The organism is uncultured Cyclobacterium sp. (assembly GCF_963977555.1).
Taxonomy (GTDB): Bacteria; Bacteroidota; Bacteroidia; order Cytophagales; family Cyclobacteriaceae; genus Cyclobacterium.
On record NZ_CAXBPD010000007.1, the window covers coordinates 31,297 to 56,958 of the forward strand.

The 25,662-nt window shown below is 39.2% G+C and carries 23 protein-coding genes; 8 read left to right on the forward strand and 15 right to left on the reverse strand.

Annotated elements, in window-relative coordinates:
- Window positions 1-10: 10 nt before the first annotated feature.
- The 9 genes from AAC073_RS10235 to AAC073_RS10275 form a co-directional block, all read right to left on the reverse strand.
- Window positions 11-904, reverse strand: coding sequence for a succinylglutamate desuccinylase/aspartoacylase family protein (locus AAC073_RS10235; protein ID WP_339923736.1), 894 nt, complete (start codon window positions 902-904; stop codon window positions 11-13).
- Window positions 905-909: 5 nt separating this feature from the next.
- The gene (locus tag AAC073_RS10240; protein WP_339923737.1) at window positions 910-1,677 is read right to left on the reverse strand and encodes an SGNH/GDSL hydrolase family protein; all 768 of its coding nucleotides are present in this window, start codon (window positions 1,675-1,677) and stop codon (window positions 910-912) included.
- 58 nt (window positions 1,678-1,735) lie between these two features.
- Entirely contained in the window at window positions 1,736-2,800 is a 1,065-nt protein-coding gene (locus AAC073_RS10245) for a sialidase family protein (protein ID WP_339923738.1), read from the reverse strand.
- 181 nt (window positions 2,801-2,981) lie between these two features.
- Complete coding sequence (locus AAC073_RS10250; protein WP_339923739.1) at window positions 2,982-4,148, reverse strand: sialidase family protein; 1,167 nt, start codon at window positions 4,146-4,148, stop codon at window positions 2,982-2,984.
- 11 nt (window positions 4,149-4,159) lie between these two features.
- Complete coding sequence (locus tag AAC073_RS10255; RefSeq protein WP_339923740.1) at window positions 4,160-5,275, reverse strand: sialidase family protein; 1,116 nt, start codon at window positions 5,273-5,275, stop codon at window positions 4,160-4,162.
- 27 nt (window positions 5,276-5,302) lie between these two features.
- Window positions 5,303-6,109: an SGNH/GDSL hydrolase family protein gene (locus AAC073_RS10260; RefSeq protein ID WP_339923741.1), complete on the reverse strand. Its 807-nt coding sequence runs from the start codon at window positions 6,107-6,109 to the stop codon at window positions 5,303-5,305.
- 153 nt (window positions 6,110-6,262) lie between these two features.
- Window positions 6,263-7,423, reverse strand: coding sequence for a sialidase family protein (locus tag AAC073_RS10265; RefSeq protein WP_339923742.1), 1,161 nt, complete (start codon window positions 7,421-7,423; stop codon window positions 6,263-6,265).
- A gap of 40 nt (window positions 7,424-7,463) precedes the next feature.
- Window positions 7,464-8,948 carry a RagB/SusD family nutrient uptake outer membrane protein gene (locus tag AAC073_RS10270; protein ID WP_339923743.1) on the reverse strand — a complete coding sequence of 495 codons (1,485 nt, stop codon included), beginning with the start codon at window positions 8,946-8,948 and terminating at the stop codon, window positions 7,464-7,466.
- A 27-nt stretch (window positions 8,949-8,975) separates the two neighbouring features.
- Window positions 8,976-12,197 (reverse strand): TonB-dependent receptor, encoded by a 3,222-nt coding sequence (locus AAC073_RS10275; protein ID WP_339923744.1) that lies wholly within the window; start codon window positions 12,195-12,197, stop codon window positions 8,976-8,978.
- Between the two features lie 709 nt (window positions 12,198-12,906).
- On the opposite strand from AAC073_RS10275, the gene AAC073_RS10280 reads away from it, so the two are divergent.
- Complete coding sequence (locus AAC073_RS10280) at window positions 12,907-13,608, forward strand: GntR family transcriptional regulator (protein ID WP_339923745.1); 702 nt, start codon at window positions 12,907-12,909, stop codon at window positions 13,606-13,608.
- Window positions 13,609-13,666: 58 nt separating this feature from the next.
- On the opposite strand, the gene AAC073_RS10285 is transcribed toward AAC073_RS10280, so the two are convergent.
- From AAC073_RS10285 to AAC073_RS10295, 3 genes are read right to left on the reverse strand one after another with little or no spacing between them, the layout of a single operon-like run.
- Window positions 13,667-14,527, reverse strand: coding sequence for a fumarylacetoacetate hydrolase family protein (locus AAC073_RS10285; RefSeq protein ID WP_339923746.1), 861 nt, complete (start codon window positions 14,525-14,527; stop codon window positions 13,667-13,669).
- Window positions 14,528-14,550: 23 nt separating this feature from the next.
- Entirely contained in the window at window positions 14,551-15,309 is a 759-nt protein-coding gene (locus AAC073_RS10290) for an SDR family oxidoreductase (RefSeq protein WP_339923747.1), read from the reverse strand.
- Window positions 15,310-15,349: 40 nt separating this feature from the next.
- Window positions 15,350-16,225 (reverse strand): PIG-L family deacetylase, encoded by an 876-nt coding sequence (locus tag AAC073_RS10295; protein WP_339923748.1) that lies wholly within the window; start codon window positions 16,223-16,225, stop codon window positions 15,350-15,352.
- Window positions 16,226-16,390: 165 nt separating this feature from the next.
- Here AAC073_RS10295 and serS point away from each other — a divergent pair, with 165 nt between their 5' ends.
- Window positions 16,391-17,668 carry a serine--tRNA ligase gene (serS, locus tag AAC073_RS10300; protein ID WP_339923749.1) on the forward strand — a complete coding sequence of 426 codons (1,278 nt, stop codon included), beginning with the start codon at window positions 16,391-16,393 and terminating at the stop codon, window positions 17,666-17,668.
- Between the two features lie 101 nt (window positions 17,669-17,769).
- Here the strand turns inward: serS and AAC073_RS10305 are convergent, their stop codons facing one another.
- Window positions 17,770-18,795 carry a dihydrodipicolinate synthase family protein gene (locus tag AAC073_RS10305; RefSeq protein WP_339923750.1) on the reverse strand — a complete coding sequence of 342 codons (1,026 nt, stop codon included), beginning with the start codon at window positions 18,793-18,795 and terminating at the stop codon, window positions 17,770-17,772.
- Window positions 18,796-18,972: 177 nt separating this feature from the next.
- Between AAC073_RS10305 and AAC073_RS10310 the strand changes: the two genes are divergently transcribed.
- Window positions 18,973-19,638 (forward strand): heme exporter protein CcmB, encoded by a 666-nt coding sequence (locus AAC073_RS10310; RefSeq protein ID WP_339923751.1) that lies wholly within the window; start codon window positions 18,973-18,975, stop codon window positions 19,636-19,638.
- 82 nt (window positions 19,639-19,720) lie between these two features.
- On the opposite strand, the gene AAC073_RS10315 is transcribed toward AAC073_RS10310, so the two are convergent.
- Together AAC073_RS10315 and AAC073_RS10320 are read right to left on the reverse strand one after the other, a co-directional pair.
- Window positions 19,721-20,053, reverse strand: a complete 333-nt coding sequence (locus tag AAC073_RS10315; RefSeq protein ID WP_339923752.1) for a type II toxin-antitoxin system PemK/MazF family toxin — start codon at window positions 20,051-20,053, stop codon at window positions 19,721-19,723.
- Window positions 20,038-20,262 carry a hypothetical protein gene (locus AAC073_RS10320; RefSeq protein ID WP_339923753.1) on the reverse strand — a complete coding sequence of 75 codons (225 nt, stop codon included), beginning with the start codon at window positions 20,260-20,262 and terminating at the stop codon, window positions 20,038-20,040. The genes AAC073_RS10315 and AAC073_RS10320 overlap by 16 nt, the downstream gene beginning before the upstream one ends.
- Window positions 20,263-20,659: 397 nt before the next feature.
- Between AAC073_RS10320 and AAC073_RS10325 the strand changes: the two genes are divergently transcribed.
- The 5 genes from AAC073_RS10325 (at window position 20,660) to AAC073_RS10345 (ending at window position 24,776) form a co-directional block, all read left to right on the forward strand.
- The gene (locus AAC073_RS10325; RefSeq protein ID WP_339923754.1) at window positions 20,660-21,610 is read left to right on the forward strand and encodes an SDR family oxidoreductase; all 951 of its coding nucleotides are present in this window, start codon (window positions 20,660-20,662) and stop codon (window positions 21,608-21,610) included.
- A gap of 27 nt (window positions 21,611-21,637) precedes the next feature.
- Window positions 21,638-22,150 (forward strand): hypothetical protein, encoded by a 513-nt coding sequence (locus tag AAC073_RS10330; protein WP_339923755.1) that lies wholly within the window; start codon window positions 21,638-21,640, stop codon window positions 22,148-22,150.
- Window position 22,151: 1 nt separating this feature from the next.
- Window positions 22,152-23,063, forward strand: coding sequence for a helix-turn-helix transcriptional regulator (locus tag AAC073_RS10335; protein WP_339923756.1), 912 nt, complete (start codon window positions 22,152-22,154; stop codon window positions 23,061-23,063).
- Between the two features lie 698 nt (window positions 23,064-23,761).
- Window positions 23,762-24,280 (forward strand): Crp/Fnr family transcriptional regulator, encoded by a 519-nt coding sequence (locus tag AAC073_RS10340; protein ID WP_339923757.1) that lies wholly within the window; start codon window positions 23,762-23,764, stop codon window positions 24,278-24,280.
- Window positions 24,281-24,368: 88 nt separating this feature from the next.
- Window positions 24,369-24,776 (forward strand): DoxX family protein, encoded by a 408-nt coding sequence (locus AAC073_RS10345; protein ID WP_339923758.1) that lies wholly within the window; start codon window positions 24,369-24,371, stop codon window positions 24,774-24,776.
- Window positions 24,777-25,662: the final 886 nt, after the last annotated feature.

The following is a 25,662-nucleotide window of genomic DNA, read 5'->3' on the forward strand; positions in this document are numbered from 1 at the left end:
TGATTCCTTTTTATTCTATGGGTAAAATACCAGCAAGGGCATCCCCTGCTTTGGCCATGGGTACGGCCCGTTTTAGAAATACCAGCCCGGATTTTTGCGCTAGTATAGCTGCTCCTACTTCTCCACTTTCTCTTAATAGGTAGCCCAACTTGTCACCTTCGGTAACAAGGTCTCCCAAATTAACCGTGGCGACAAATAAACCTTCTTCAGGGGCAGGATGCATCACCTGCAAATGCCCACTTCCCGGCTTATGGTCTTCAATAAAATATTTATGTTTATCGGGGGTGACTCTATTTTTCAACATACCAAAGTACTTTAAAACATTCAAGCACCCAGACACCAGACTACCCACACCTTCAGTTCGGTAGTCGCCACCTCTATACTCAGTATAAATGGCCGGCACATTGGCATCTCTAGCCACCGACAAGGTTCTTCCCTCTAGTTCAGAACTTGTTCCCCAAACAATCGACAAATTAAAAGCCGCTGCCATGGCTCTCTGCTTTTCCAAAACTTTGGAATCCTGATGCAGCATATATCCAGAAAGGGGAGAAATATCAAACAAATTGCCTCCCGTATGCATATCAATAAAGAAATCTGCTTTCGTGATCAGCTCACTAATCTCAGCAGCCACTTTTTCTGTAACCGTCCCTTCTGTATTCCCAGGGCAAGTCCTCGCAAGATCCAAATTGTCTTCGCCTACTCGTGCTCCTGAAAAATAAGCATTTCTATTGGTAATGGGCACAAGGGTAACTGTGCCTGAAATTAGGTTCCCCTGCAACTGATTGATTAATTTCATCACCGCCAATACCGGTTGGTATTCATCCCCATGAACTCCAGCAATTATAAGCCCATTTGGACCTTTTGAAGCCGACTTGATCACATGCGTCGAAAATAATTCAGCCATCCTTTTTATTGATCTTTTAACTTTCTAATTCTAACTATTTCTTGGCTTATTTCCTCCGCCATAAGCGCATGCCCCTTATCATTGGGATGCACCCCGTCCAATAATATTTCTTCCGCTCTATTTTCCTTACTATCATAATAGTCGGAAAACAGCTTAAAATTGTCTATCAAACCTATGTGGTATCGTTTAGCCAATTTCTTAACCACTTCTACATACTGTTTCAACCTAACATTCTGGTATTCCGGATATTTTCCTCTCAGTCCATTTGGTGCTATTAAAATCACATCTGCCCCTTGAGCCTTAAGCTCCTTTATCATGAATGTAAGGTTCCGTTTGTACCGTCTTAATGGGATCCTTGATTTTCCATCAGGTCCGGCATCATCTATATGGGCATCATTGGTACCAAAACCTATGATCACCAAATCAGGATTATGTGCTAACACATCCGTTTCGAATCTGTCCATTCCATGTTTAATTTTGAATAAATCATGGTCCTTAATACTTCCAGTATGACTTCCAGGAATCCCAGAATTGATTACTACTGCAGCTATTCCTTCCTCCAAAAGGAGTGAAGGCAATCTCTGAGCAAAAACCTGTTCTATGGTACTTCGCGTTGCTGTTATTGAGTTCCCAAAAGCGACAATTTTTAATTTATCCCCCATCGAGGAAATCGTTTCTATTTCAGTTTCCTTTCCGGAATAGTGATTAATAAGAGTCTCCACTACCGTCAATGGCAATAACTTTAATAAAAACAGTACAACTAATAGGTTCATCTCTGCATTAAATTTATGCTAAGAAAATATATTTCAAGCCCAATAACATACCATTTACTTAGTCTCCGTAAACCCAATCCAAATCTAAAAGCGTTAATCTGGTCACGGAAAGCCCGGTTCCTGCAGGTCTATCACCTGCACAATAGGAGAGTAAGACCTCATCCTCATTGACAAAATGAATGGCCGTATAACAATACCAACCATCAGGATCATCTTCCAAAACTTTTTCGCTTTCCCAGGTTTTGCCTTCATCTTTAGAAATGGCAATATTCAGCGGCGTCCTTTTCCCTTTGTACATTCCTTCCTTTACGCCATTGTTATTCCAGACCATCAACAGATCCCCTGTTGATGGAATCCTTGCTATGGTAGCCGGAGAAACCGGAGATGAAATATTTGTAGGTTTTGCGGGAGTCCACTTCTTTCCTAAGTTTTTAGAATAGGAGGAATATTGCACGCCATCATCAGTACGAATGATCATCATTAGTTTTCCGTTTTTCAGGGCAACCAAACCAGGCTCCTGAAAGATTACCTTGTTTTGATTTTTTACTTCCTTACCTGACTCCCAGGTTGCGCCATTGTCATCTGAAAAGTAGGTGAATAATCGTCCCTTTTCGTTGAAATCTTCTCCTTCCGAAGTTCTGTGTAAGGCTACAGGCATTATTAATCTGCCATTCTCCAATTGTAAGACCCGGTTATTATTGAGAACAAAGTATCCCTCCCTATCCGTTATACAGGATGTAGGTGCTGACCAGGTTTCTCCTTCATCTTTAGAAATTCGCATCAAGGGTTTACAATCGCTTAAACCGTTTTTACGCGCATAGAAAAGTGCGATGTTTCCATCCTGGAGCCTAAGTAATGAAACAGACATAACATTCATTCTCCCATCATTTGGAACGATGGTCCTGTCCTCATCTGTCCATGTTTGACCATCATCCTCAGAATACCTGGCTGCCAAAAAAGCATTACCAAAATCACTGGCGGATTTGCCCATAAAGTGGGTGTAAATAAACATAATTCGCCCATCGTTCAAGCGGATAAAATCTCCTTCACTGTTTCGGGGATTGTTTTCCCCTTGATCCAACTGCAAAACAGTTTTTCTATTTTGGGCTTTTAATCTTTGCATGGTGGAAAAACTAAATAACAGGAACAAAATCATAAACCCCTGAACTAATCTTGAACTTAAATCGGCTTTGCTCATCATTTTTTATTTTGCCTTATCCTTCATGATGCTCTTTTTACAAAGAAGAAAAATGAATTGTTTGAATAAAAGATCACTCCAGTAATCTTAGAATTTTTAAAATCAATTAATCTTTGTAAAACCAATCCCTACCAAGCTTGGTTATCTTGGTAACAGAAAGGCCTGTTCCAGCGGGTCTGTTTCCTGCACAATAGCCCAATAACACATCATCACCCACAAAATCCATGGCAATATAGCAGTACCAACCATCAGGGTCATTTTCCAAAGTCTTATAATTGCCCCATGTTTTACCATCGTCTTTTGAAATGGCAGAACTCAAAGGCGTCCTGAGCTTGGCCACATCTGGGTCTTCAGACAAATTGTTGTTCCAAACGGCCAATAAGTCTCCTGTTTCAGGAATTCTCTCTATTGTTGCAGGAGAAACCGGTGAAACCAAGGTGCTTTCTTCAACTTCTGACCATGTTTTGCCTTGGTCTTTTGAGTAGGAAAAGCACTGCACACCTGCATCAGTTCGAATAACCATTAAAATCGATCCATCTGCTAAAGCAACTAAACCAGGCTCTTGCAAAACAATTTCTTTAGGATTGGGAACCATCTCACTTCTTTTCCAAGTTTGGCCATTGTCGGTTGAAGAATAGGCAAACAAATCAGCTCTTCCTCTCCATTCCATTCCCGGGCCGGCATGTTTGGCTACAGCAAGCATCAATGTTCCATCTTCCAATTGAATGACACGGTCATTGTTTAAAACAAAATAACCTTCATCATCTGTTATACATGGAATAGGTTCTGACCAAGTCTCGGCCTCATCTTTAGAAATTCTCATATAGGGAATACAATCATCGGTATTGTTTTTCCTCAAATAAAACATGGCAATGTCACCATTTTGTAAGCGAAGTAAGGAAACAGACATCACATTCATCCCTCCTTCATTCGGCAATACTTCAACATCTTCCGATGTCCAAGTCCGCCCTTTATCTTCTGAATAGCGTCCAGCCAAATAAGCGGTGGCATGGTCACTAGAAGATTCTCCATAGTAATGAGAATAGACAAAAAGGATTTTGCCGTCTTCTAGCTCAATGAAATCACCTTCGCTATTTCTTGGATTATTGTCTCCGGGGTTTAAAACCAAACTACCGGGAACACTTATTATTTCTTCTGAAGGTTGTTTGGATTCGGCCGTCTGGTTTTCTACAGGCTTACCACCACAACCATAGCTTACCAATGCAATCAAAACCAACATTTTGGCTGCGCTACTCAATCTGTTCATTCTCATAGTCCTATCTTTTAATCGTATAATTTATCCAAACTTAGTTTCCGCACTACCAAAGGTAACTTCCCTGTAGGCCTCACATGTTCTGCAGCCATATACCCTAATAATACTTCGTTGCCCACAAAAGAGATCGCTGTATAGCAGAAAAATCCTTCCGGATCATCCTCAATTACCTTAATGTGTTTCCAACTTTTCCCCTCATCCTTAGAAATGGCTGCTGTCAACGGGGTTCTATAAGAAGCAGTCTCCTCAACCAAACCTTTGTTATCGTTCCAAACTAACAGCAGGTCTCCTGTCTTAGGAATTCTTTTTAATGAGGCAGGTGCTCTGGGAGAGGAAATCTCTGAGGGATATACTTCTTCCCAAGAAAGACCATTGTCATGGGATTTACTTAAATATTGCACACCACGATCTGTACGCAACCACATCATTATTTCTCCATTTTTCAATAAAACTACGCCTGGTTCTTGAACGACCACCTTGTCTTGATTGAGCATTTCCTGACTACTATTCCAGGTTTTACCGTTGTCATCGGAGTAATAGCAATAAATATTTCCGCGCATGCTAAAATCAACTCCTGCAGTTTTGTGCAAAGATACAGGTGCTAGCAGTCGGCCACTTGGAAGTTGAATTACTCTATCATTGTTTAAAACAAAATAACCTTCTTTATCAGTGATTACCTGTATAGGTTCTGACCATGTTTTGGCTTCGTCACTTGAAATCCGCATTAAAGGAATGCAGTCGTCCAAAGAATTTTTTCTGGCATAAAACAAGGCGATAGTGCCATTGTTTAACCTTAATAAAGAAGCAGACATTACATTCATCCCTCCTTCATTGTCTACAATTACCTCATCATTTTGGGTCCATGTCTCGCCTCCATCTTCCGAATATCTTCCGGCGATTAAGCCACTTGCGTGATCACTTGCTCCTCCGATAAATTTTGAATAAGCAAACAATATTCTTCCATCTTTTAAATGAATAAAACTCCCCTCACTATTTCTAGGTGGAACGCCTTCTTTGCCAATATGAAGCACTACTTTTGAAGGATTCAATAGCACCTGTGCTTCAGAAAAATCCAAAAAACCCAGAAGACTCAAACCCGCTAATACCAAAAATCTTATTTCTCTCATCGATGTAGTTTTTTCCAGTTGTGCCAATTAATGTTTTCCTTCATAATAAGGTCCCCCACAAGTAGAAGCTTCGGGATCAAAAATTGAGAGTTCTTTGAACATAAGCCTTGCTATTTCCGAATGCCCTTCACCACCTGGGTGAAGGGGGTCATTTAACCATTCCTTATTAACGTTTAAACCGTCATCCTTTTCAGCCGTCTCAAGCCAATGCCCATAATTATCAACCAGAATAATATTCTCTTCGAATGCGACCTTTTTTATCACCTCAACATAATTAACTAGACTTGCTCTAGACATATCCAATGCTTTGATAATTAGATTAGGAGTATGAAGGATTGGGATGGCGCCAAGCGCTCTGATCTTTTTAACCAAAAGATGCAGGTTTTCTTCATAAGTTTCTATCGAAACCTTCTCATTGGAACAATCATTTGTACCAATCATCAAGGACACTACTTTAGGATTGAACTGTTTAACCCTCCAGTCAAAGTCCTGAAGGATTGTCTCGGTCGTATTTCCGCTGATTCCTGTATTAATAATTACATCTCTTACTCTCCCCAATTCCCACCGAATGCGTTCCCCAAAAACCTCGGGATAGGAGCGGTATCCATGGGTGTGCTTTGCACCATGGGTGATACTGTCTCCTGTAAAAGTCCATATCAATGGTGCTTTATCTTTTAATAAGGCAGCAATCCGTTCCTTGTCACTTTCACCTGAAGGTAAGAAAACAGGAGAGGCCTCCAAACTGCTAAGTTTGTTGGTAAAGGATAAAATGGCTGGTAATGGAAGCAAGAATATTGATTTTTCAACAAACCTTCTTCTAGATAATTTATTCATTTTCTTTATTATGGATTGAAGAGAAATAATTAAGTGTACATTTTAATCTCGAAACAGGTGAATAAACCTTTTTCATCATTTACCCAGACCCTTCGCATGAAATAGTCAAAACTTGATTTTCTCATCAAGTTGGCTTTTGCACCAATGATCCAATTAATGAATAAAATCCTCCTCATTAAATTTAACCCTAAGACCTCCTTGCATCGTTGTCACCCATAATTCTCCAGGATTCCTTTCAAAAACATAGGGGTAGGAAATTCTCTTTAAGGGTGGATCCATCTTTATACTGCTGTCAATTTTTGCAATTACTATTGGAGAACTCCATGTCTTACCATGGTCTTCAGAAAATGCAATGGACAATTCATCCCTGTGATTGCTCGCTGCTACTTCAGACCATTGTTTATCTCCTCCTCTTAAAGGATATTGATCAGTTCCTTCAGGGAATCTTCTGTTCCACACCAAAATCAATCTACCGCTTTCAAGTCTTTTTAGAAGCCCAGGTGCAGAACTTGCCTCAATGTCTGTAGGCCTTATATTCTCCCAGGTCACCCCATCATCCATTGAGAAAGCCTCCCAAAAGGTACCCCAATTGGTTCGCATCAACAACCATAATTTACCAAATTCAAGCTCCTCTAAGGTAGCCTCTGTCACACCGCTATGGTGCCCTATACCTCCTAGGTCAATAATATTTGACCTTTCCCAAGTATTACCTTCATTGCCCGACTTATAAGTCAATACCGTATGATGGCCCGGGTGGTGTCTCATCATCATGGAGGTGAAAACCACATTTCCGTTTTCAGTTTCAATCATGTCTCGCACCGCACCCGTCCATTCATTATGGAGTTTTTGAACATCTTGCCAGGTTTTACCGCCGTCCAAACTTCTCACCGTATAGGTAGGCAACCTGGCCCCTGGTGAATCGGAGATATTCTCTTGCCAGTTCCAATTCTCCCTTTCTTTCATATTCATGAATGCAAGGATAATTACACCATTGCTGGTTTTTAGAATGGCCCGCTCATCTGATATCAAGAAATTTTCAGGGTCTTCAAATACAGGATAGCTTCTCCAGGTTTTACCCTCGTCATTGCTAATGGTGCAATTTGTTCCCTCCACGGTCAGGATGTCCCCATTGTCCAAATTGACAAAAGGCCCCATTTTAAGGCCTTTCATTTCTTCTACATCATGGTGCACCAGAGCTCCTATGGAGATCGCTATACCATTGTCAGCACTTAAAAGAGCATGCTGCGCCTTTCCCGAAAAGGAAAGGGCAGTCATGATCAAGGTAAGGGATAAAAATCGGTGAATTTTAAACATGGTTGTTAGGGCTATTTATAGATTTACCTCTGCATTTTAATTACTGCTCGTAACCAGTATTTTGGGATATTTTAGAATTTAAGCTTATGGTTTCCAAAGTTATAGGCCAAACCATAAGGTAGTCTTGGCCTTCTTTTCCTTGTAGAGAAGGCACTTTCTCAAAGGCTTTGTCAAAACGAATAAGATCCCACCATCTTTTTCCTTCAAAAGCCAATTCAAATAATCTTTCCTGCAATATTGCCTCGTCGTTTTCAGTTTGAGAACCAGTATTAAATTCATGGCTAGAGAAATTCTCTCCATAGGCTCTTGCTCTTACTTCATTTATCTCAGCAGAAGGATCTTGACCAAGGGCATTTTTTGCCTCTGCAATAAGCAATAGCAATTCAGCATACCTATAAATCACAATATCATCAAGAAAAATTCTGGAGCCTGCTTCAGTATAGCCGCTACCTTTTACTACAATTGAAGTTATAAAAGGATTTTCCGCTTCGTAATCGTAGATTTCAAAGAAACTACCCTCTTTCCGGCTATCATCGTCCATAAACTGATCTCTCATTAAAGCAGATGGAGCCCACCAATTAAATCCTCCTGGGGTGCCGATGGCTTCCAAAGTCTCATTAGTATATGTTTCCCTCAAATCAAGCGCATTGAGGTACATATCCGAAAACATATTGTTAGAAACCTCAAAATCATTGAAATGAACTGAGAAAATTATTTCATCGTTCCCTTTGTTATCAAAGTCAAAAACCCTAGAATAGTCATCCAAGAGAGTTAAATCAGCTGTTTTAGCATCATTCAAAGCACTCAAAGCAATCGTGATATCAGCATCACCTCCCTCCATGGTTTTTCCAGTCCACAAATAAACATCTCCTTTGAGGGTGTTGACTGCCGGCTTGGACCACATGGAACGGCCGTTTTCAAATTCATTGTTTGGAAACAAATTTACCGCCATATCCAAATCCGCTTTAATCAGGTCAAAAACAGTAGCCACTGCAGCTCTTTCCTGAAAGGTAGTTTCGGAATCATAGCCTTCTACAGGTTCCGTTATCAAGGGAACATCGCCCCAGGTTTTCGCAAGAACAAAATAAACAAATGCTCTCATGCTGTAAGCCTGTGCTAATAAGTCATTCTTCGTATCAGCATTTGGAAATGTAATATTGGGGACATTTTTTATGACCAGATTGGCATAATTGATCACCTTGTAGGATTGCAACCAATCCAAGTCAGCATTGCCCTCATTCATGTCATTTTCAAAATACTTTTGCCTGTAATCCGCATTTTGAAGACCATGGTTCATCACTTCACTTCTAGCTTCTCCCATAAGGTAAAGGGTTCTGTTTGACAAATCCCTGAACTGGTTGTACATCCCTATAACTCCTCCTATGGCATCCTGCTCTGATTGCCAAAATGAGTTGGCACCTATAGAACTAATAGGGGCTAATTCCAAGGGAGTTATACAGGAGTAATTAAATAGGAATACAATAATTCCAAGAAGGTATATCTTTTTATTAACTAATTTTTTCATGACATTTTCTGTTTAATCAGGACTTAATTAAAGGGAAAGGTTAATACCTAACATAATGTTACGAGGTACAGGAAAACGTCCTCTATTCATCCCTCCGTCTTCCGGAGAAAGTCCACTGAAATTGGTGAAGTACATCAAGTTATTGCCAGTAAGGTTAAGCCTAATATTCTCTATCCCAATCTTCCTGTACCAACCTGCAGCGTAATCATAGCTTACCGTAAGTTCTCTCAGCGCCAGGTAATCTCCTTTTTCATAATTTATGGAACTGCCTCCACCATTATTTACATTTCTAGGATCTCCTCTCCAATAATTACTTTGAGCAACTTGATCTGCCCAGTAAAACTTAGGAACAGCTGTCACATCACCCTGATTTTCCCAAGACTTCGTGATATTCGAACTCATATTGGTATTCCCTACAAACTGTCCATCCAAATTGGCTCTTACATAGTTATAAATGGTATGACCTGTGGTATAATCCATTCTCAGGTAAAGGTTGACTCCTTTATAATTTACATTATTGGAAAATCCTCCAGTCCATTTTGGGAAAATATTCCCCATATAAACCCTGTCCCTCGTGTCGATCACATTATTTCCATCAACATCCAGCCAATCAACGTCTCCACCAAGTCTGGTTCGATCTGGTCCAGCCATGATCACATCCTGAGGTGCTGCAGCTGCTGCTTCATCAGTGGGGAAGATAGACTGGTATTGGTAACCATACATCTCACCAATTTGTCCACCTTCTTGTAAACCGCCTTTCCAAGCATAATCTTCAAGTTCTTGATCATAAAGAAACAACCCGCCAATCCTGTTGTTTTCGTTGTCATTTTCAGGGAGTTCCAATATTTTATTCTTTACAAATGAAGTATTGAATCCAATGTTCCACAACCAGTCTTTGGTCTCAAGAGCATTAAAATTTATCTCAAGCTCTACACCACTGTTTTCCAAGCTACCCAGGTTGGTTAAAATGCTGGTAAAACCAGTCAATTTAGGCATGGCCAAGGTGGTGATAAGATTAGAAGTTACTCTTTGATAATAATCAAACAAAACTGTAACCCTATTATTGAAAAGACCTGCGTCAAATCCCACATCAAAGGTTCTGGATTGCTCCCATTTTAGATTTGGATTGGCAATGGTAGTGTACTCAACTGCAGCATTTCCTTGGTAAATCCCCCCAACACTGTAGGCTCCTTGTGCTTGGAAATCTTCTAAATTACCAAGATTACCATTAAGACCGTAACTTGCTCTTAGCTTAAACTTGTCAATAGCTGCCGGAGCATCCCAAAAAGATTCATTATGCAAGTTCCAACCTGCGGATACCCCTGGGAAGAAACCCCATTTGTATTCTGAACCTAAATTCGAGGCACCATCATACCTAGCACTGATAGACACAAGATACTTGTTGTCAAAATCATAATTGGCCCTACCAAAATAGCCCAAGATTAATTGTTTCCCTTTTTCACTGGTAACTTGCACAGGTTCACCTGATGCATTTAAAGTTGGAATTAGGTCGGTAGCTGCCCCTCTACCTTCTGCAAAAAGATCATAATTGTCTCTCTGGTACATTGAATAACCAAGGGTGGCATTGAAGTTATGTAGCTCCGTGAAGCTTTTCTCATAGTTCAATACTGCATCAAACTGTAATTGTTCCCAGTTCTGCTGTCTTCCAGTAGCATTCCTACTCTCCACCAATTGAGTTGGTGAATTGAGGTAGGACATCAAAAAGGTATTGGTTGTATTTGCTCTGGTAAATAAGGAGGCCGAAGGCTCAAAGCTCAAGCCAGGAGCAAGCTCCCAATTGGCACCACCACTCAAGGTCATCAGGCTTAATGTATTGTCATTGGTACTGCGATTTAAATGATAAGCGGGATTACCCAAAGAACGATTCACCCCAGGTGATAATGTGCCATCTTCAAAAGTATATTTGGCAGTAGGAGGAGTAGCAATAGATCTTTCAAACAAGTTGTTTTCACTGTAAACCAAATTATCGGAAGACCTGGTGAAATTTAGGGCTGCAAACACAAATAACTTATCATTTACTTTTAGCCTTCCATTCATATTGGCAGTAAATCTTTTATAATTGGTGGTAATGGCTGTTCCATCCATATCAGCATAACCTACGCCTATATTAAAGGTTGCTTTTTCAGTACCTCCCGATAAATTCAAATAGTGGTCTTGAGTCACCGCAGTTCTGAACAATACATCCTGCCAATCTACCCCGTCAAAAATGATGGTCTTGCTAGGATCTAGTGGGTCTGGCATACTTTCCCATCCTTCACTAAGCTTGTACTCATTATCGGGAGTCAGATACTGAGTAGTATAAGCCGTATTATTGGTAAGGTCATTGCCAGTCCCAAAACCAAAAGAACCACTTAACATAGCAAGTCTTGTGGGTGATTTCTCACCAGTTGCTGCCACACCTAATCTACCATAGTAGATATAATCTCTAGCAGATAAAAGGTCGTACTTCTCTCTTATTTGTGAGGTACCAATTGTATACCTATAAGTAACCTTGGTATCACCAGCCTTACCTGTTTTGGTCGTTAAAATCACCACACCATTAGAAGCTCTGGAGCCATAAATAGCCGTAGAAGCAGCATCCTTTAAGACCTGCATGGATTCGATATCCATAGGGTTGATCCCCTGAATATCATCTCTTATTACACCATCGACCACATATAGCGGTTCGGCACCATTCGGGTCGTTGATAGAAGTTCCGCCCCTTACGATTATTCTCGGTGCAGCGCCAGGCTGCCCACTCAAAGTTTGTACCCTGACACCGGATACAGTTCCCTGCAAAGCGGAAGCAGCATTACCTAAAGGTACATTTTCAAGCACCTTGGTATCAAGTGTACTTACTGCTGAAGTTAATTTTTCTCGGGATTGCTCCCCATAACCAACAACGATTATCTCATCGAGGGCTCCAAGTGCTGTTTCTAAGGTTACCTCAATATTGGTTTGATTTCCAATGCTAATTTCCTGAGGTTTAAAACCAATAGCTGAAAATTTCAAAACGGTATTGTTACCGGATAGGTTAATGGAAAATTTCCCATCCATATCGGTAACCGTTCCTGTGGCAGTGCCCTGGTTTATAATGTTAACACCAGGAATAGTACTTCTATCTTCTTTGGAATATACAGTCCCTGTCACCTCTTTTGACTGTGCCCATGACTTCTCTGTAGAGAAGGATACTAGTAGCAACACTAAAAAAACGGATTGCCACCATTGTGTGTAGCGTTTCTCAATCATATTTGTCTTATTTATGTTATGCTCCATTAACTTTTAACCATAAACTACTTGTTCATAAGGGTTAAAGTTAAATTAGAATATGTATTATTTATTCAAATATAATCAATTATTCTAGCCTTCAAAATCCAGCCATCTAATAATTAAAAAAAATTTCTACAAAATGCCAGCAAGGAAAATTTTATTCTTTTATTTACCACTAAACAGTTAAATGACAACTTTAAAACATCCATAAACAACTTATAAAAACGAAACCAATACCTTCCACCCCTCACCAATACTATTAAAATAATGACACTTCCGACTTCAACTGACACCATTACTTTGAATTAACAGGTATACTTGATGTATAGACCCTAAGTGAAAATTTTGAACCGAAGCACCTGTAATCTAATAGTATATATTTTATAATCAGTCAAGTAACCATTATTTAACTTATTGATCCCACCTATTCAAACTGCCTTGTTCCTAAAAATTTAAATTTGACGATTAAAACTAACGCTTATTTTTAAATCCGGTTGGTTTATTATGTATTATATATTTTAAAAAAAATTATTATTAACAATGAGTCTGACGTTAAATCATAATTTGGACGCCTATAATGCCAATAAATTACAATTAAAAGGATTAATGTAACAGCGTTGAAGGATAATTAAGGGAGCAGTTTAATAATACTTATTATATTTGTGGGAATAAAAAATCAAAAACATAAGTGAATAAATTAAGTGTCAAGCCAAAACCAGTTTTAGATGCTACCTTGTCATTGGTAGACAAGGTAGAACAAAACTTAAGAGATTACTTCGCAGAAGCCAATCTCCAGCCAGGTGATGCGATCCCAAAAGAGGCCGAACTTGCACTAACCATGGGAGTAAGCAGAACTGCATTAAGAGAAGCGCTCTCAAGACTTAGAACACTGGGCTTAATTGAATCCAAAAGGAATAGGGGCATTATTTTGACACAACCCGATATTTTAGGAAGCTTCGAGCGGGTACTTAACCCAATGCTATTGGACAGTGCCACTCTTCAAGACATTTTTGAGTTGCGCTTGGTTTTGGAAATGGGCATCACCGACTTTTTGTTCATTAGAAAAACCAAAGAAAACCTGGATAGACTTGAGTTACTCGTTAAAAAAGAAGAAGAAACGAAAGACAAGTTCTTGAAAAACAGGTATGATGTAGAATTTCATTCCATGCTTTATGAAATTTCTGGCAATCAAACCCTTTTAAGATTCCAGAAAATGCTTTTGCCTATATTCAATCTTGTACACAGCGGTCAAATCATCAGTAAATCCGAGGTTAAAAATGCTGTTACCCACCGCGACTTATTACTAGACCTTCAACAGGGTACACCAGAATCCTTTCGGGAAAAAATGAGCATCCATTTAAAAGTATACCTGGACACAGTAGAAGAATAAAAAAAGGGTAGAATATAAATCCTGCCCTTTTTTTAGTCATTTTTTGAAGGAATATTTTTTAGCCTTTGTAATCTTCAGCTACCTGCTTAGAGACACCTAATCCATCAATACCCAGCTCAATAACATCGCCAGCTTTCATGTACCTTGGTGGTTTCAGCCCCATACCTACACCTGCAGGGGTACCTGTACTGATCACATCACCAGGCAATAGACTCATGTATTGACTGATATGACTCACCAGTTGAGGAATATTGAAAACCAAATCAGAGGTATTGCTGTCTTGCAACATTTCATCATTTACCTTAAGCCATAATCTCAATTTGTGAGGATCAGGAATCTCGTCCTTAGTCACCAAATTAGGTCCTAGTGGAGCAAAGGTATCAGCACTTTTCCCTTTAACCCACTGCCCACCGTGCCTTAACTGAAAATCTCTCTCACTTACATCATTGTGTACCACATAACCAAACACATGGTCCATGGCATCTTCTTCAGTTACATAACTGGCTTTTTTGCCTATCACTACTGCCAATTCCACTTCCCAGTCCGTTGCTTGGGAATTCTTTGGAATCACGATAGGATCAAAAGGGCCTGAAAGCGCGGAGGTAGCTTTCATAAACAATACCGGTTGTTCAGGAACAGCCATTCCACTTTCTTTTGCGTGTAAAGAGTAATTTAACCCTACACAAATAATTTTGGATGGAAAAGGAACGGGAGATCCTAATCTCTCATCAGCTCCGATTTCTGGACAACTTGTTGCATTTGCCTCTAACCATGTTTCTAAATTTTTCAGATTACTCTCATCGCCTAAAAATTCAGCGGTCCAGTCTAAACCAAAAGCTGAACAATCAATTTTTTTACCATCAGCGGTTATCACCCCGGGCTTCTCCTGCCCTACTTTTCCAAATCTTATTAATTTCATTTTTCAATTATAGTTTAAAGTAATTACATTTTTAATTTAGAAAATCCACCATCTACCAAATAATCAGCACCAGTTAAAAACTTGGCTTCATCAGATGCTAGGAAGAAAGCCATACTGGCCACTTCTGCAGGAGCTGCCATTCTTCCAATTGGTTGAGTGGCCGAAAGCTGTTCAAACATTTCTTTTTCTTTCCCAGGATAGGTTTTGGAGATATAATTATCCACAAATGGGGTATGTACTCTCGCCGGCGAAATGGCATTGCAGCGAATATTGTCTTTGACATAGTCCCTGGCAATGGTTAGTGTCATGTTGAGCACTGCACCTTTACTCATAGAATAGGCAAAACGATCTGGTATCCCAACTGTAGCCGCAATAGAGGCCATGTTAATAATTACCCCTCCACCATTTGCAATCATCCTTCCAATCACTGCTTTGGAACAATGGAACACTCCTTTCACATTCACGGCAAATAAACGGTCTAAATCTGCCCCTTCAGTCGATTCAAGGTTTCCAATATGAGAAACGCCGGCATTGTTGATCAACACGTCTAATTCTCCAGGTATAGCTTCTATGACTTCATTTACATTGGCCTGATTAGAAACGTCGGTTTGTTTGAAAAAGACATCATAGCCTTTTTCTTTTAGTTTGCCAACTACCTCCAGCCCATTTTCCTGATTAAAATCCAATACATAGACTGAGGCACCAGAAACTGCAAATTTCTCCACTATTGCCAAACCTATTCCACTGGCCCCACCCGTGACCAAAACATTTTTCCCCTTCATTTACAATGAATTTTCTTATAATTAATATTCTACATTCAAATCACTTACCCAACATAGGGAACAATCGCTTCAAATCTTCTTCTGAAGGTTGAGAACCATATTCACAAACTTCAAAAGCTTCTGCATACTTGGCTTTTGCAGCCTCAGCAGGGCCATACCATTTCTCCAGACTCTTCCTTACTGCGGGGTTTATTCCGCCTCCCCTTTTTTCTTTTAACCAGGCTATTCTTTCTTGCTTACCTTCCGGCACCTCGTCGGCGTAGCCCGCTATCCAAGGTAGCCACTCATAAAATTGAGATTCATGAGCATCCAAACCATGTATTTTTTTGTCGATTACAGAGGTAATGTCTATCGCCACATGAGGCTCAAACGGGTTTGGCTTTTGGAAATGATCCTGGAAATATAAAAACACAGGGTTCTTGCTTAATGGCGGCGTATCTGGCGCCACATTAGGAACACCTACCATATAGGCAGCATCTTGTACCAGCACGCCGGTATAGCGATGATCGGGATGGTAGTCGTTAGGTCGTGGAGCAATTACCACATCCGCATCCCATTCTCTGATCTTCCGGATGATCTGAAGCCTTATGGCTAGTGTTGGCAATAATTCTCCGTCATGGTTATCCAACACATCGTAGGCAACGCCAAGTCTTTTGGCCACTTCTTGGGTTTCAGCCATGCGTCTTTTGGCAAGCATTCCACCCCCCTCTTCCATATGACCTGCATCACCATTAGTGACAGAGACAAATTTTACATTGTGGCCCATGGCTACAAAAAGAGCTGCAGTACCACCGCTTTTTATATCGCAATCATCAGGATGTGCACCTATCATAATGATATTCAAAGTTCTTTCTTGGGCTTCTACTATAGAAACAGCGAAAAAACAAAACAAAATTGCAATAAAACTTGATTTCATAATCAATTTTTCGGTTGTTAAAATTTAAAGCTTGAAGATAGGCATTTAGCCCTGTTTTGTCAATCCGTTAATCCAAATTATCAGTCATTTGCCCACTTTACTCAGAACTTATTCCTTATCTTTGCCACCTAAAAATTAATTTCGCGAAACAAAGTACAATTAGATATGCTTCAGGTAAATGAAATAAGAGCAAACTTTGCGCAGGCCTGCGAAAGGCTTAGCGCCAGGAATTTTGAAAATCCTGAAGAAGTGCTGGGAAATGTATTAAAGCTAGAAGACCTAAGGAAACAAATTCAGCTAGAGCGAGATACCCTTCAGGCTGAATCCAACACCATTTCGAAGCAAATTGGTAAATTGATGCAGGCTGGCAAAAAGGAAGAAGCAGAAAAGATTAAGCTGAGAACTTCTGAGATAAAAGCACAAGTGAAATCTTTAGAAGAAAGCTATTCCCAGACCGAAACGGAACTGACCCAAATTTTATATACTGTACCTAATATTCCTCATTCATCTGTTCCTCCAGGAAAATCTGCAGAAGACAATGAGATCGTCTTAGAAAACGGAACGGTCCCACAATTGGAAGCAGGCAATAAAAGTCCTCATTGGGATTTAATTAAAAAATATGACATTGTTGATTTTGAGTTAGGGGTAAAAATAGCTGGTGCAGGATTCCCTGTATACAAAGGCAAAGGAGCCAAAATGCAGCGGGCTTTAATCAACTTTTTCTTAGATGAAGCAGAGAAAGCCGGTTATACAGAAGTTCAGCCACCTATATTGATAAATGAAGAAAGTGGCTATGCCACAGGACAACTTCCAGACAAGGAAGGCCAAATGTACTTTGCACAGGAGGATGGGCTATACCTGATACCTACCGCAGAAGTTCCGATTACCAATATGTACCGAGATGTAATTCTCCTGGAAGAAGAGTTGCCTAAAAAGAATACAGGCTATACCCCTTGTTTTAGAAGAGAGGCTGGAAGTTGGGGAGCCCATGTAAGGGGATTAAATAGACTACACCAATTCGACAAGGTGGAAATTGTTCAAGTTACGCATCCAGACAATTCCTACAAAACCCTAGAGGAAATGAGCTTACATGTTCAAGGTTTGTTACAAAAACTTGAATTGCCATACAGGGTCTTAAGACTTTGCGGTGGAGACATGGGCTTCACTTCTGCATTGACATTTGACATGGAAGTCTTCTCTGCTGCTCAGGAAAGATGGTTGGAAGTAAGTTCTGTGAGTAATTTTGAAACCTACCAAACCAATCGTCTGAAGTTACGCTTTAAAAACAAAGACAAGAAGACCGTTTTGGCCCATACGCTCAATGGAAGCGCACTGGCCTTACCTAGAATAATGGCTGCCATTTTGGAAAACAACCAGAGTGAAAAAGGTATTAAAATGCCAAAAGCTTTGGTTCCCTATTTGGGCTTTGACAATATAGCTTAGGAAATACTTGCTATAAAGTTTTTCAAGCAAAACAATTTTGCATCAAAAAAGGGGGCATCTTTTATAAAAGACGCCCCCTTTTTTGATTTAATTGGATATAACTATATCGATAATTTCTTTTTCCAGTCCTGTACCTCAGCATAACAAATGTCCACCACACTTTGTTGATCTGAAGTGAGTGGATTCTTTGCCCTTCGGCTCACAATTTCCAAATCCAGCCCTTCTTTATTGAGATAATACCTAGAGGAAAGCATGTAATTGGCGGTAATCCTTCTTTCCATGTCTCTAACTTTGTCTTGCAACCAATCTACCTGCTCCTTTTTTCCTGCATCATCTGCATTTTTACAAATCCATGCGATTACCTCCGGATAATAATTGCCTGCTATTGGTGACAACCCAGCTCCACCATTACGCAAAGAAGCTACTGCGCTACCCATGTGGGCATTGTAAAATCCCATTTTAGTTCCCTCTGCAGTTTTAAGTTTCTGAAGAATATTGTCGATGTCCTCAGAGGTGTCTTTGTGGTAAACCAGTCTTCCTGAATCCAACAAAAACTTTTGCACCCTTTGAGAAAGTATCCTTTTATAAGGAGTAGGACATTCATAGGTACCTAAAGAGATGTTATCTGTCAATGACAAATAGGCTTCAAGATTTTTGATAACCACATCATCCGATTCATCTTTTTCTGCGAAGTGGGAGGTAATCATAATTACAGCGTCTACACCAGTATCAGCAATTCGTTTAGTAAATTCCGCTTGTTCCTTCGCTGTATTACCAAAGGATCCTGTAGCAACGACAGGGAAGTTCCCATTAACCCTCTTTACTACGGTCTTGGTTACTTTAAGTCTTTCCTCAGGACTTAGGTCATACATCTCACTGCTCAAGCAATTTGCGAAGAAACCACGAGCGCCTGATTCAAGATAATAATCTGTAAGTTTTTTCAACCCATCATAATCTACAGTCATGTCTGCTTTATAAGGGGTTAGCATTACTGGTATAAAAGCTTTTTCGACAGCTTTTGCTGACATTGGCGTATTCGCCAATAGACTATTCCAAGGGGTAAGTCCTGCCAAAGTTCCTAATGCCATTTTTCCTAAAAATTTTCTCCTGTCGTTTTCAATACTCATGGTAATATGATTGACTCAAATCCGATAATTCGGCTTCAATTGGGTGGTGAAATTAATTGTTTAAAGTATTTATCTACACTAATAACCTCTAAAAAGAGCAAATAGACCAGTAGAAAGCAATAAAATTTGGCTTTACGGGAGAATTATTATCATTTGGTACCTATATTTGCCCCCTATATGTGGAAGGAAATAGCTTTGTTGGTTAAAAAAGAAGCCTTGTTGGAATGGCGACAAAAGTATGCCATTAATGGGATACTTCTTTATGTAACCAGTGCGGTTTTTATTGCTTATTTAAGCATGGGAACTGGTCAAGGAAAATTGCAAGTTCCCATATGGAATGCCCTTTATTGGATCATTATCCTTTTTTCAGCAGTAAATGCGGTGGCAAAAAGTTTCGTACAAGAACAGCAAGGTAGGCAACTCTATTATTTTATGATCGCTTCACCTCAAGCCATTATTTTATCCAAAACCATTTACAACACTGGGCTGACGCTGGTATTGGCACTATTGGGCTATTTGGTTTTTAGTGTGGTATTCGGAAATCCTGTCGCGGACGATTCCTTATTTCTTTTAAACCTATTGCTAGGAGCCATAGGTTTTTCAGCAGCACTGACCATGGTATCAGCGATTGCCTCGAAAGCAGGAAACAACGGTACCTTGATGGCTATTTTAAGCTTCCCAGTGATGATTCCAATCCTACTGATGACCATTCAGGTTTCCAAGAGCGCCATCGATGGATTAGACAGAGGCATTAGTGCAGAGAAAATCCTGACTTTAATGGCCATCAATGCAATCGTAATGGCCACCTCCTACCTGCTTTTCCCTTATCTGTGGAGGAGTTGAAAATAGACATTTAACCCGTTTTCAGAAGGTGAAATAGTAAAGTATAGGTAGCTTACTTTTGTCTGGATTTAGTCGACCATTTCTATTGATCTATTATTTCTATGATCTTGTTTCTAACCTCTTGACATTTTCCAGCTGAAACATTTCCTATTTTGTAAAGAATAATGTTTTTATCCGCAGTAAATATTCTGTTTGGCCGAATATTGCTTTCATTTTTCAGACTACCATTTATCATGTCACTTTCCTTTAATAGAATAGCATAGGGGTCTTTTATTTGCTGACTGGTGATTTGACATAAAATTATGTCATCCCCAGCCAGATCAGCCAACACAAGCGCCGGCCGTTTTTTGCTAGCTGATAGATCTGAAAATGGGAATGGTAAAACGACAATCTCACCTTTTATAAATCTCGCCATGCCTTATCTTCTTCAGGACTGTTCCAATCCTTTCCTAAAACAGCTTCACTAGCATAGGCTGTTTCCATAGAAACCGGACCTACCGGGGAAATTGGTTGATTTTTTTTATTTTGAAGATACTTCATGTAGGCATGCAACTCTCCCAACAAATCATCAGGGATAAGCTTCATTTCCTCTTGAAGTTTTTCTCGGGTTGAAATTTTACGCATATAAATTTAAATTTTTCTTTCAATAAAGATAACGATTTTAACATTAAATGGATTTCACTCTTGAGGATTTCTCTAAGGAATAGGCCATCTGATTTACAAATAAATACCCCTCTTGTCGAATTTTAGGCAAAAAAAGCAACTTCAACCAATCACGACGAAAGCTTTCAACTTAAAAAGGTACAAATACCCTTTTTTTATTTAAAATGAAGCATCCATTTTCTCTCGAAATTTTGGCTAAAGCTGGGTGAAATAGCATTGCTCTATTGTAAAGCAAGTTTCCTACTTTATAAAACTGAAAAAAACCAAGAAGTATACAAGATTCGAAAATCCGTATAAAAAGTTATAACAGCTTCGCAATTACCTTTGTACCATTCTTTTAAACAAAACGAAAATAAAGATGGATTCAAATAAATTTGGCAATCAAGGTTGGACACCTGATAGAATAAAAGATCTAACTGGTAAAACCTACGTAATTACAGGTACTACAAGTGGTACCGGGTTTGAGGCAACAAAAATACTGCTATCAAAAGGAGCAAAAGTGGTGATGCTTAACCGTAACAATGAAAAATCCAAAGAAACCCTCTCAGCCTTAAAACTAGAGCTTGGGAAAAGTATAGCCGTAATTAACCTACAGATGAACTTGGCAGAACTGGCTTCTGTGAAAAAAGCGGCAGAAGAAGTACTTAAAGTAGCTCCTCAAATCGATGCGTTGATCTGTAATGCCGCCATTGCCCAGGTCCCAAAACAAACTTCTACAATTGATGGTTTTGAAAGCCAATTGGGAGTAAACCATTATGGCAACTTTTTACTTCAAGCATTGCTTTATCCCCGCATCGAGGCATCCAAAGGCCGTATTGTGACTGTGGGAAGTATGGGCTATAATCTGGGGATAAAAACCATTCAGTTTGATGATATGAATTGGGATAAAAACTACGGGGCTAATGAAGTGTACAGCCAAAGCAAGTTGGCGCAGATCATGTGTGTTTATGAATTACAGAAACGGCTTGAAAAAGCAGGAAAAACAGAGGTAAAGGTGTATGCTTGTCATCCTGGTGCTTCGAGGACTTCCTTGATCAAAACCAGCGGTAGCTTGATGACAAGATTTGTTTGGCAGCTTATGAAATTGTCTCCTATGGTACAGTCTGCTGAGAAAGGCTCCTATCCGGAATTGATGTGTGCCACAGAATCAAACTTGGATCAGAAGGGGTTTTATGGGCCTACTGGTAGAAATTACTGGACTGGTCCAGTGGGCGAATGCAAGTTAGAACCTCATGCAAAAGATAGGGTTGTCACAAAAAGGTTGTGGGAAGTTTCAGAAAAGGCAATAGGTTTAAAGTGGAATATTTAAATTAGAGAACATTTATTAGAAATAGACATGGACATACTAAAAACAGCAATAGATTGGGCGAAATCTGAAGTCTTTTCCACCCCATTTTTCATTTTATTCGGACTGGCATTTATAGCAGCAAGCCTGGGGTTTTGGCAATTGGGTAAGACCGACATGGCCAAAGCTTACATTGTTCCTACCATGGTGGCAGGTGCTTTACTTTTGATTATTGGACTGGGATTGTTTTTTACAAATAAATCGAGAATTGCGCAATTTGAAAAGGCCTATAAAGCAGATGTATCGGCTTTTGTAGCATCCGAGGGTAAGCGGGCAGAAGCTACTTTAAAGGAATACAAAAACATTGTTTTTACAGCTGTACCGTTAATCATTGCTGTCTGCGCAATAACGCTTCTATTTGTCAATACTCCACTTTGGCGGGCGAGTATGATCACGACCATTGCCATGTTGGTGGTGATTTTGTTGATTGATGGTACCGCCCATGCCCGCATTGACGAATACAGTAAACAATTACAACAAGCAGAAAAAGAATTGAAAAAATAAAATGCAACATTTCAAAACACTATCGGCATACTTGCAATACCTGGGACTTCCCCAGCCAGAGCACCCCATGTTAAGCGTTTTTTCTGCCATAGGCGATGGTTTTTTACCCTGCCCTAAAGAGAGTTCTCCACCCATAATTAACGATTGCTACACCATAAGTTTCAAAAAGATTGTGCAAGGTGAACTAAATTATGGACGCACGAAATACGATTTTAACAATGGAGCACTATTTTTTATCGCTCCCAGGCAGGTACTGCAATGGGATAGTAGCGTGGTGTTTGAGCAAAAAGGCTTTTCGATCAACTTTCATGAAGATTTTATCAAAGGGACAGAGCTGGCCCACCAAATTAAGAAGTACGGTTTCTTTTCCTATTCAGCCAATGAAGCCCTTCATCTTTCTCCAAAGGAGGAAAAGCAAATAGAAGCGATTGTAGAAAATATTGACTTGGAATACCAAAACAATCAGGATGAATTCAGTAAAGAAATCATCATTTCTCAGCTGAGTACACTTTTAAAATATGCCAACCGCTTTTACGAGCGACAATTTATCAACAGGAAAGCACTATTGAATGATTTGCTGGAACAGTTTAATCAACAGCTGGTAAACTATTTTGATTCGGGACAAATGCAGGATAAAGGAATTCCCAGCATTGAGCAAATTGCAGAAAGGCTATCGGTCTCACAGCGCTACCTGAGTGATACCCTCAAAAAAGAAACCGGGAAGACATCAACCGAACATTTGCAATTTTTCCTTATTGATGAGGCCAAGAATATATTGTTAGACCCCAACAAAACCATTTCCGAGGTAGCCTATGCTTTAGGTTTTGAATATCCGCACTATTTTTCGCGCCTATTTAAAAAAAAGGAGGGAATTAGCCCATCCGTATACAGAGATAAATATAAATTGAATTAAAGCACTGGAAGATTAAAATTTTCCGTCGACTGGACTAAGGCTAATTATTTTTTAGGGGGTATATTTATCAATTTGTTTATGAGAATTGCTAGGCCAGTAAATGAAAGGGGAAACTTTCAGCAGTTTAGGTCTAAGTTTCGCTTTGCTAAACGTAGACCAGTTATGAAATAAACTCAAACCAAACCTAGGCACCGCTATGAAGGTATGAAAATAGCAATAAGATAACTAATTTTAAAGTAGTTTCACCCTGTACCCCTTTGCATATATAGGCTTTAACCTATTTTATATTTCCAGCCACTCATCCGAAAAAACACGATAGCCAATTCCTAAACCTACCTGAGAATACGCTATGTATTGCATGATAACAACCATAAGCCATGTCGATATAATTTTCGTGTGAATTAAGATAAAATTTTTCATTATTATTAAAGCCGTAATCCATTAAAATCACCATTAATGCCCACATTTCGGACAATTGACTACAGGGATAGAGAAAAATTGTAATTTTGGGTATATTGAATCAATTGATTTTATCCATTTCCTCAAAATTGAAAAATCGAAATAAGATCAAAAAACAATTTGATAAATTCGTTCTGCGAAAAAAAACAGATAATAATACCCCCTCCCTTTCAAGGTTTTTCTGTTTCTTTGGCAAAAGGGCTAAAAGTAAAACTAACAATTGACCACCCTTGATTAAAATGAAAAACCTAAAAACCAACACAATAAAAACCTATAAAAAAGGAGTAATTCTTTTAGAACAAGGAGAAATTGCTAAATATGGTTACTTGGTAAAAAAAGGTTGTCTTAAAAGCTACACGGTAGATATTGCTGGTAAAGAACATATCTTACAGTTCGCCCCCGAAAATTGGATGATTTCAGATTTAGAAAGCTTTACCAACCAAGTACCCTCTTCTGTCTCTATTGAGACGATTGAGGATTGCGAGATAGCTCTTATTGCTAAGGTGGATTTTAAAGAGATCGAAGGCTTGGAAAAAGAGGTAGTAATAGACATGGCGAATAAATTTAGAAACAATCTTATAGCATCCAACAAAAGGATTTTAGGCCTTCTAAGTGCTTCATCAGAACAACGATACTTAGATTTTACAGAAACCTATCCCACTTTGGTTCAACGACTTCCTCTTAAACTTATAGCAGCCTATATTGGTGTTACACCTGAATATTTAAGTGACATAAGAAGAAGAATGGCTCGAAAGTAAGGGCATTTGCATTTCTTAAGGTATCTTATTTTTTACCGAGTCGCTTTGCTGCAACTTTGTGCCATTAATCATTTAAAACATTAAAAAAATGGCAGATCAAAAAAACAACAAAGCAATTCATATCTCACTTTGGATTGCACAAGCCTTATTGGCAGTCATGTTCATAATGGCAGGGTTTATGAAAACTACACAACCTATAGAAGTCTTGGCGGAGTCTCTCCCGTGGGTAACTTCTACTTCAGAGGGATTGGTTCGCTTTATCGGCATTAGTGAATTGCTAGGAGGGATAGGACTAATTCTTCCTGCATTGCTGCGAATTAAACCATTTTTAACGGTATGGGCAGCATTAGGTCTTGCAGTAGTTATGGTATTGGCGTCAATTTTTCACGCTTCAAGAGGTGAATTTTCAGGCATAGGATTGAATTTAATATTAATGGCGATTGCTTTATTTATAGCTTGGGGAAGAACTAAAAAAGCCCCCATTCTTGCAAAATAAATTGCAAGGGGGTTGTCATGAAATAATTATCCAACGTATTTATTCCCGATCATCAATAGCCCCCAGCTTCAGCTGGGGGATTGGATTGCAATAGGTCGTCAAGTGGCCTTAAACCAAACCATAACATATAACCGATGGCTGAACCTGTCGAACCTATAGGTTTCCATAAGTGATTTATTATAACCCATTTGCTCTGGAATTTTGGCTAAAGCCGAATGAAATTACATGGCTCTTTAATAAATGGTCTGAAGCCCATTCCTATTGAGCGGGTTCCGATAATTAAATAATTCTGAGGTATTCAGAAAAACGGAATAAGGTATTTTATTTCCAATCGAATCGATCCCCGTATCTCAATAGCCCTCTGCTTCACTTTTTAAATGGGCTGAAACCCAATCCTATTGAATTGGTTTATAAATCAATTTCTCGTAAGGATTGCTAGTTTATTAAATGAAAGTTGGAAACATTCAGCATTATAGGTCTAAGTTACACTTTGCTAAACTTAGACCAGATCATAAATTCTGGTGGTGTGCGAGAAAGGAAAAAAGCAGTGAATCTTCTTGAATTTTAAAGTGATTCAATCTAATTTCAATGAGTCCCATTGCCAGTTGAAAGTTTAGGCGGGATAATTTATGCGAAAAATGCCTTAATTTCTCTTGTAGAAGAAAATCACCAAAACCAAATAAAATACCAATTTCACGCCTTCTACTAAAAAAACCAACCATCTGAATGCTTCTGAAAAGCAGTTTATATGCTTTCCAAATGCAGCACTAAAAGCCGCATTTTGATTTACATTTACCGATAAGCAAATAAACGGGAGAAAAGTAAATAAATCACTTAATATGCCCTATTTTTGCGTGTTGATTCAAAGAGGTCAATAATCTGTTTT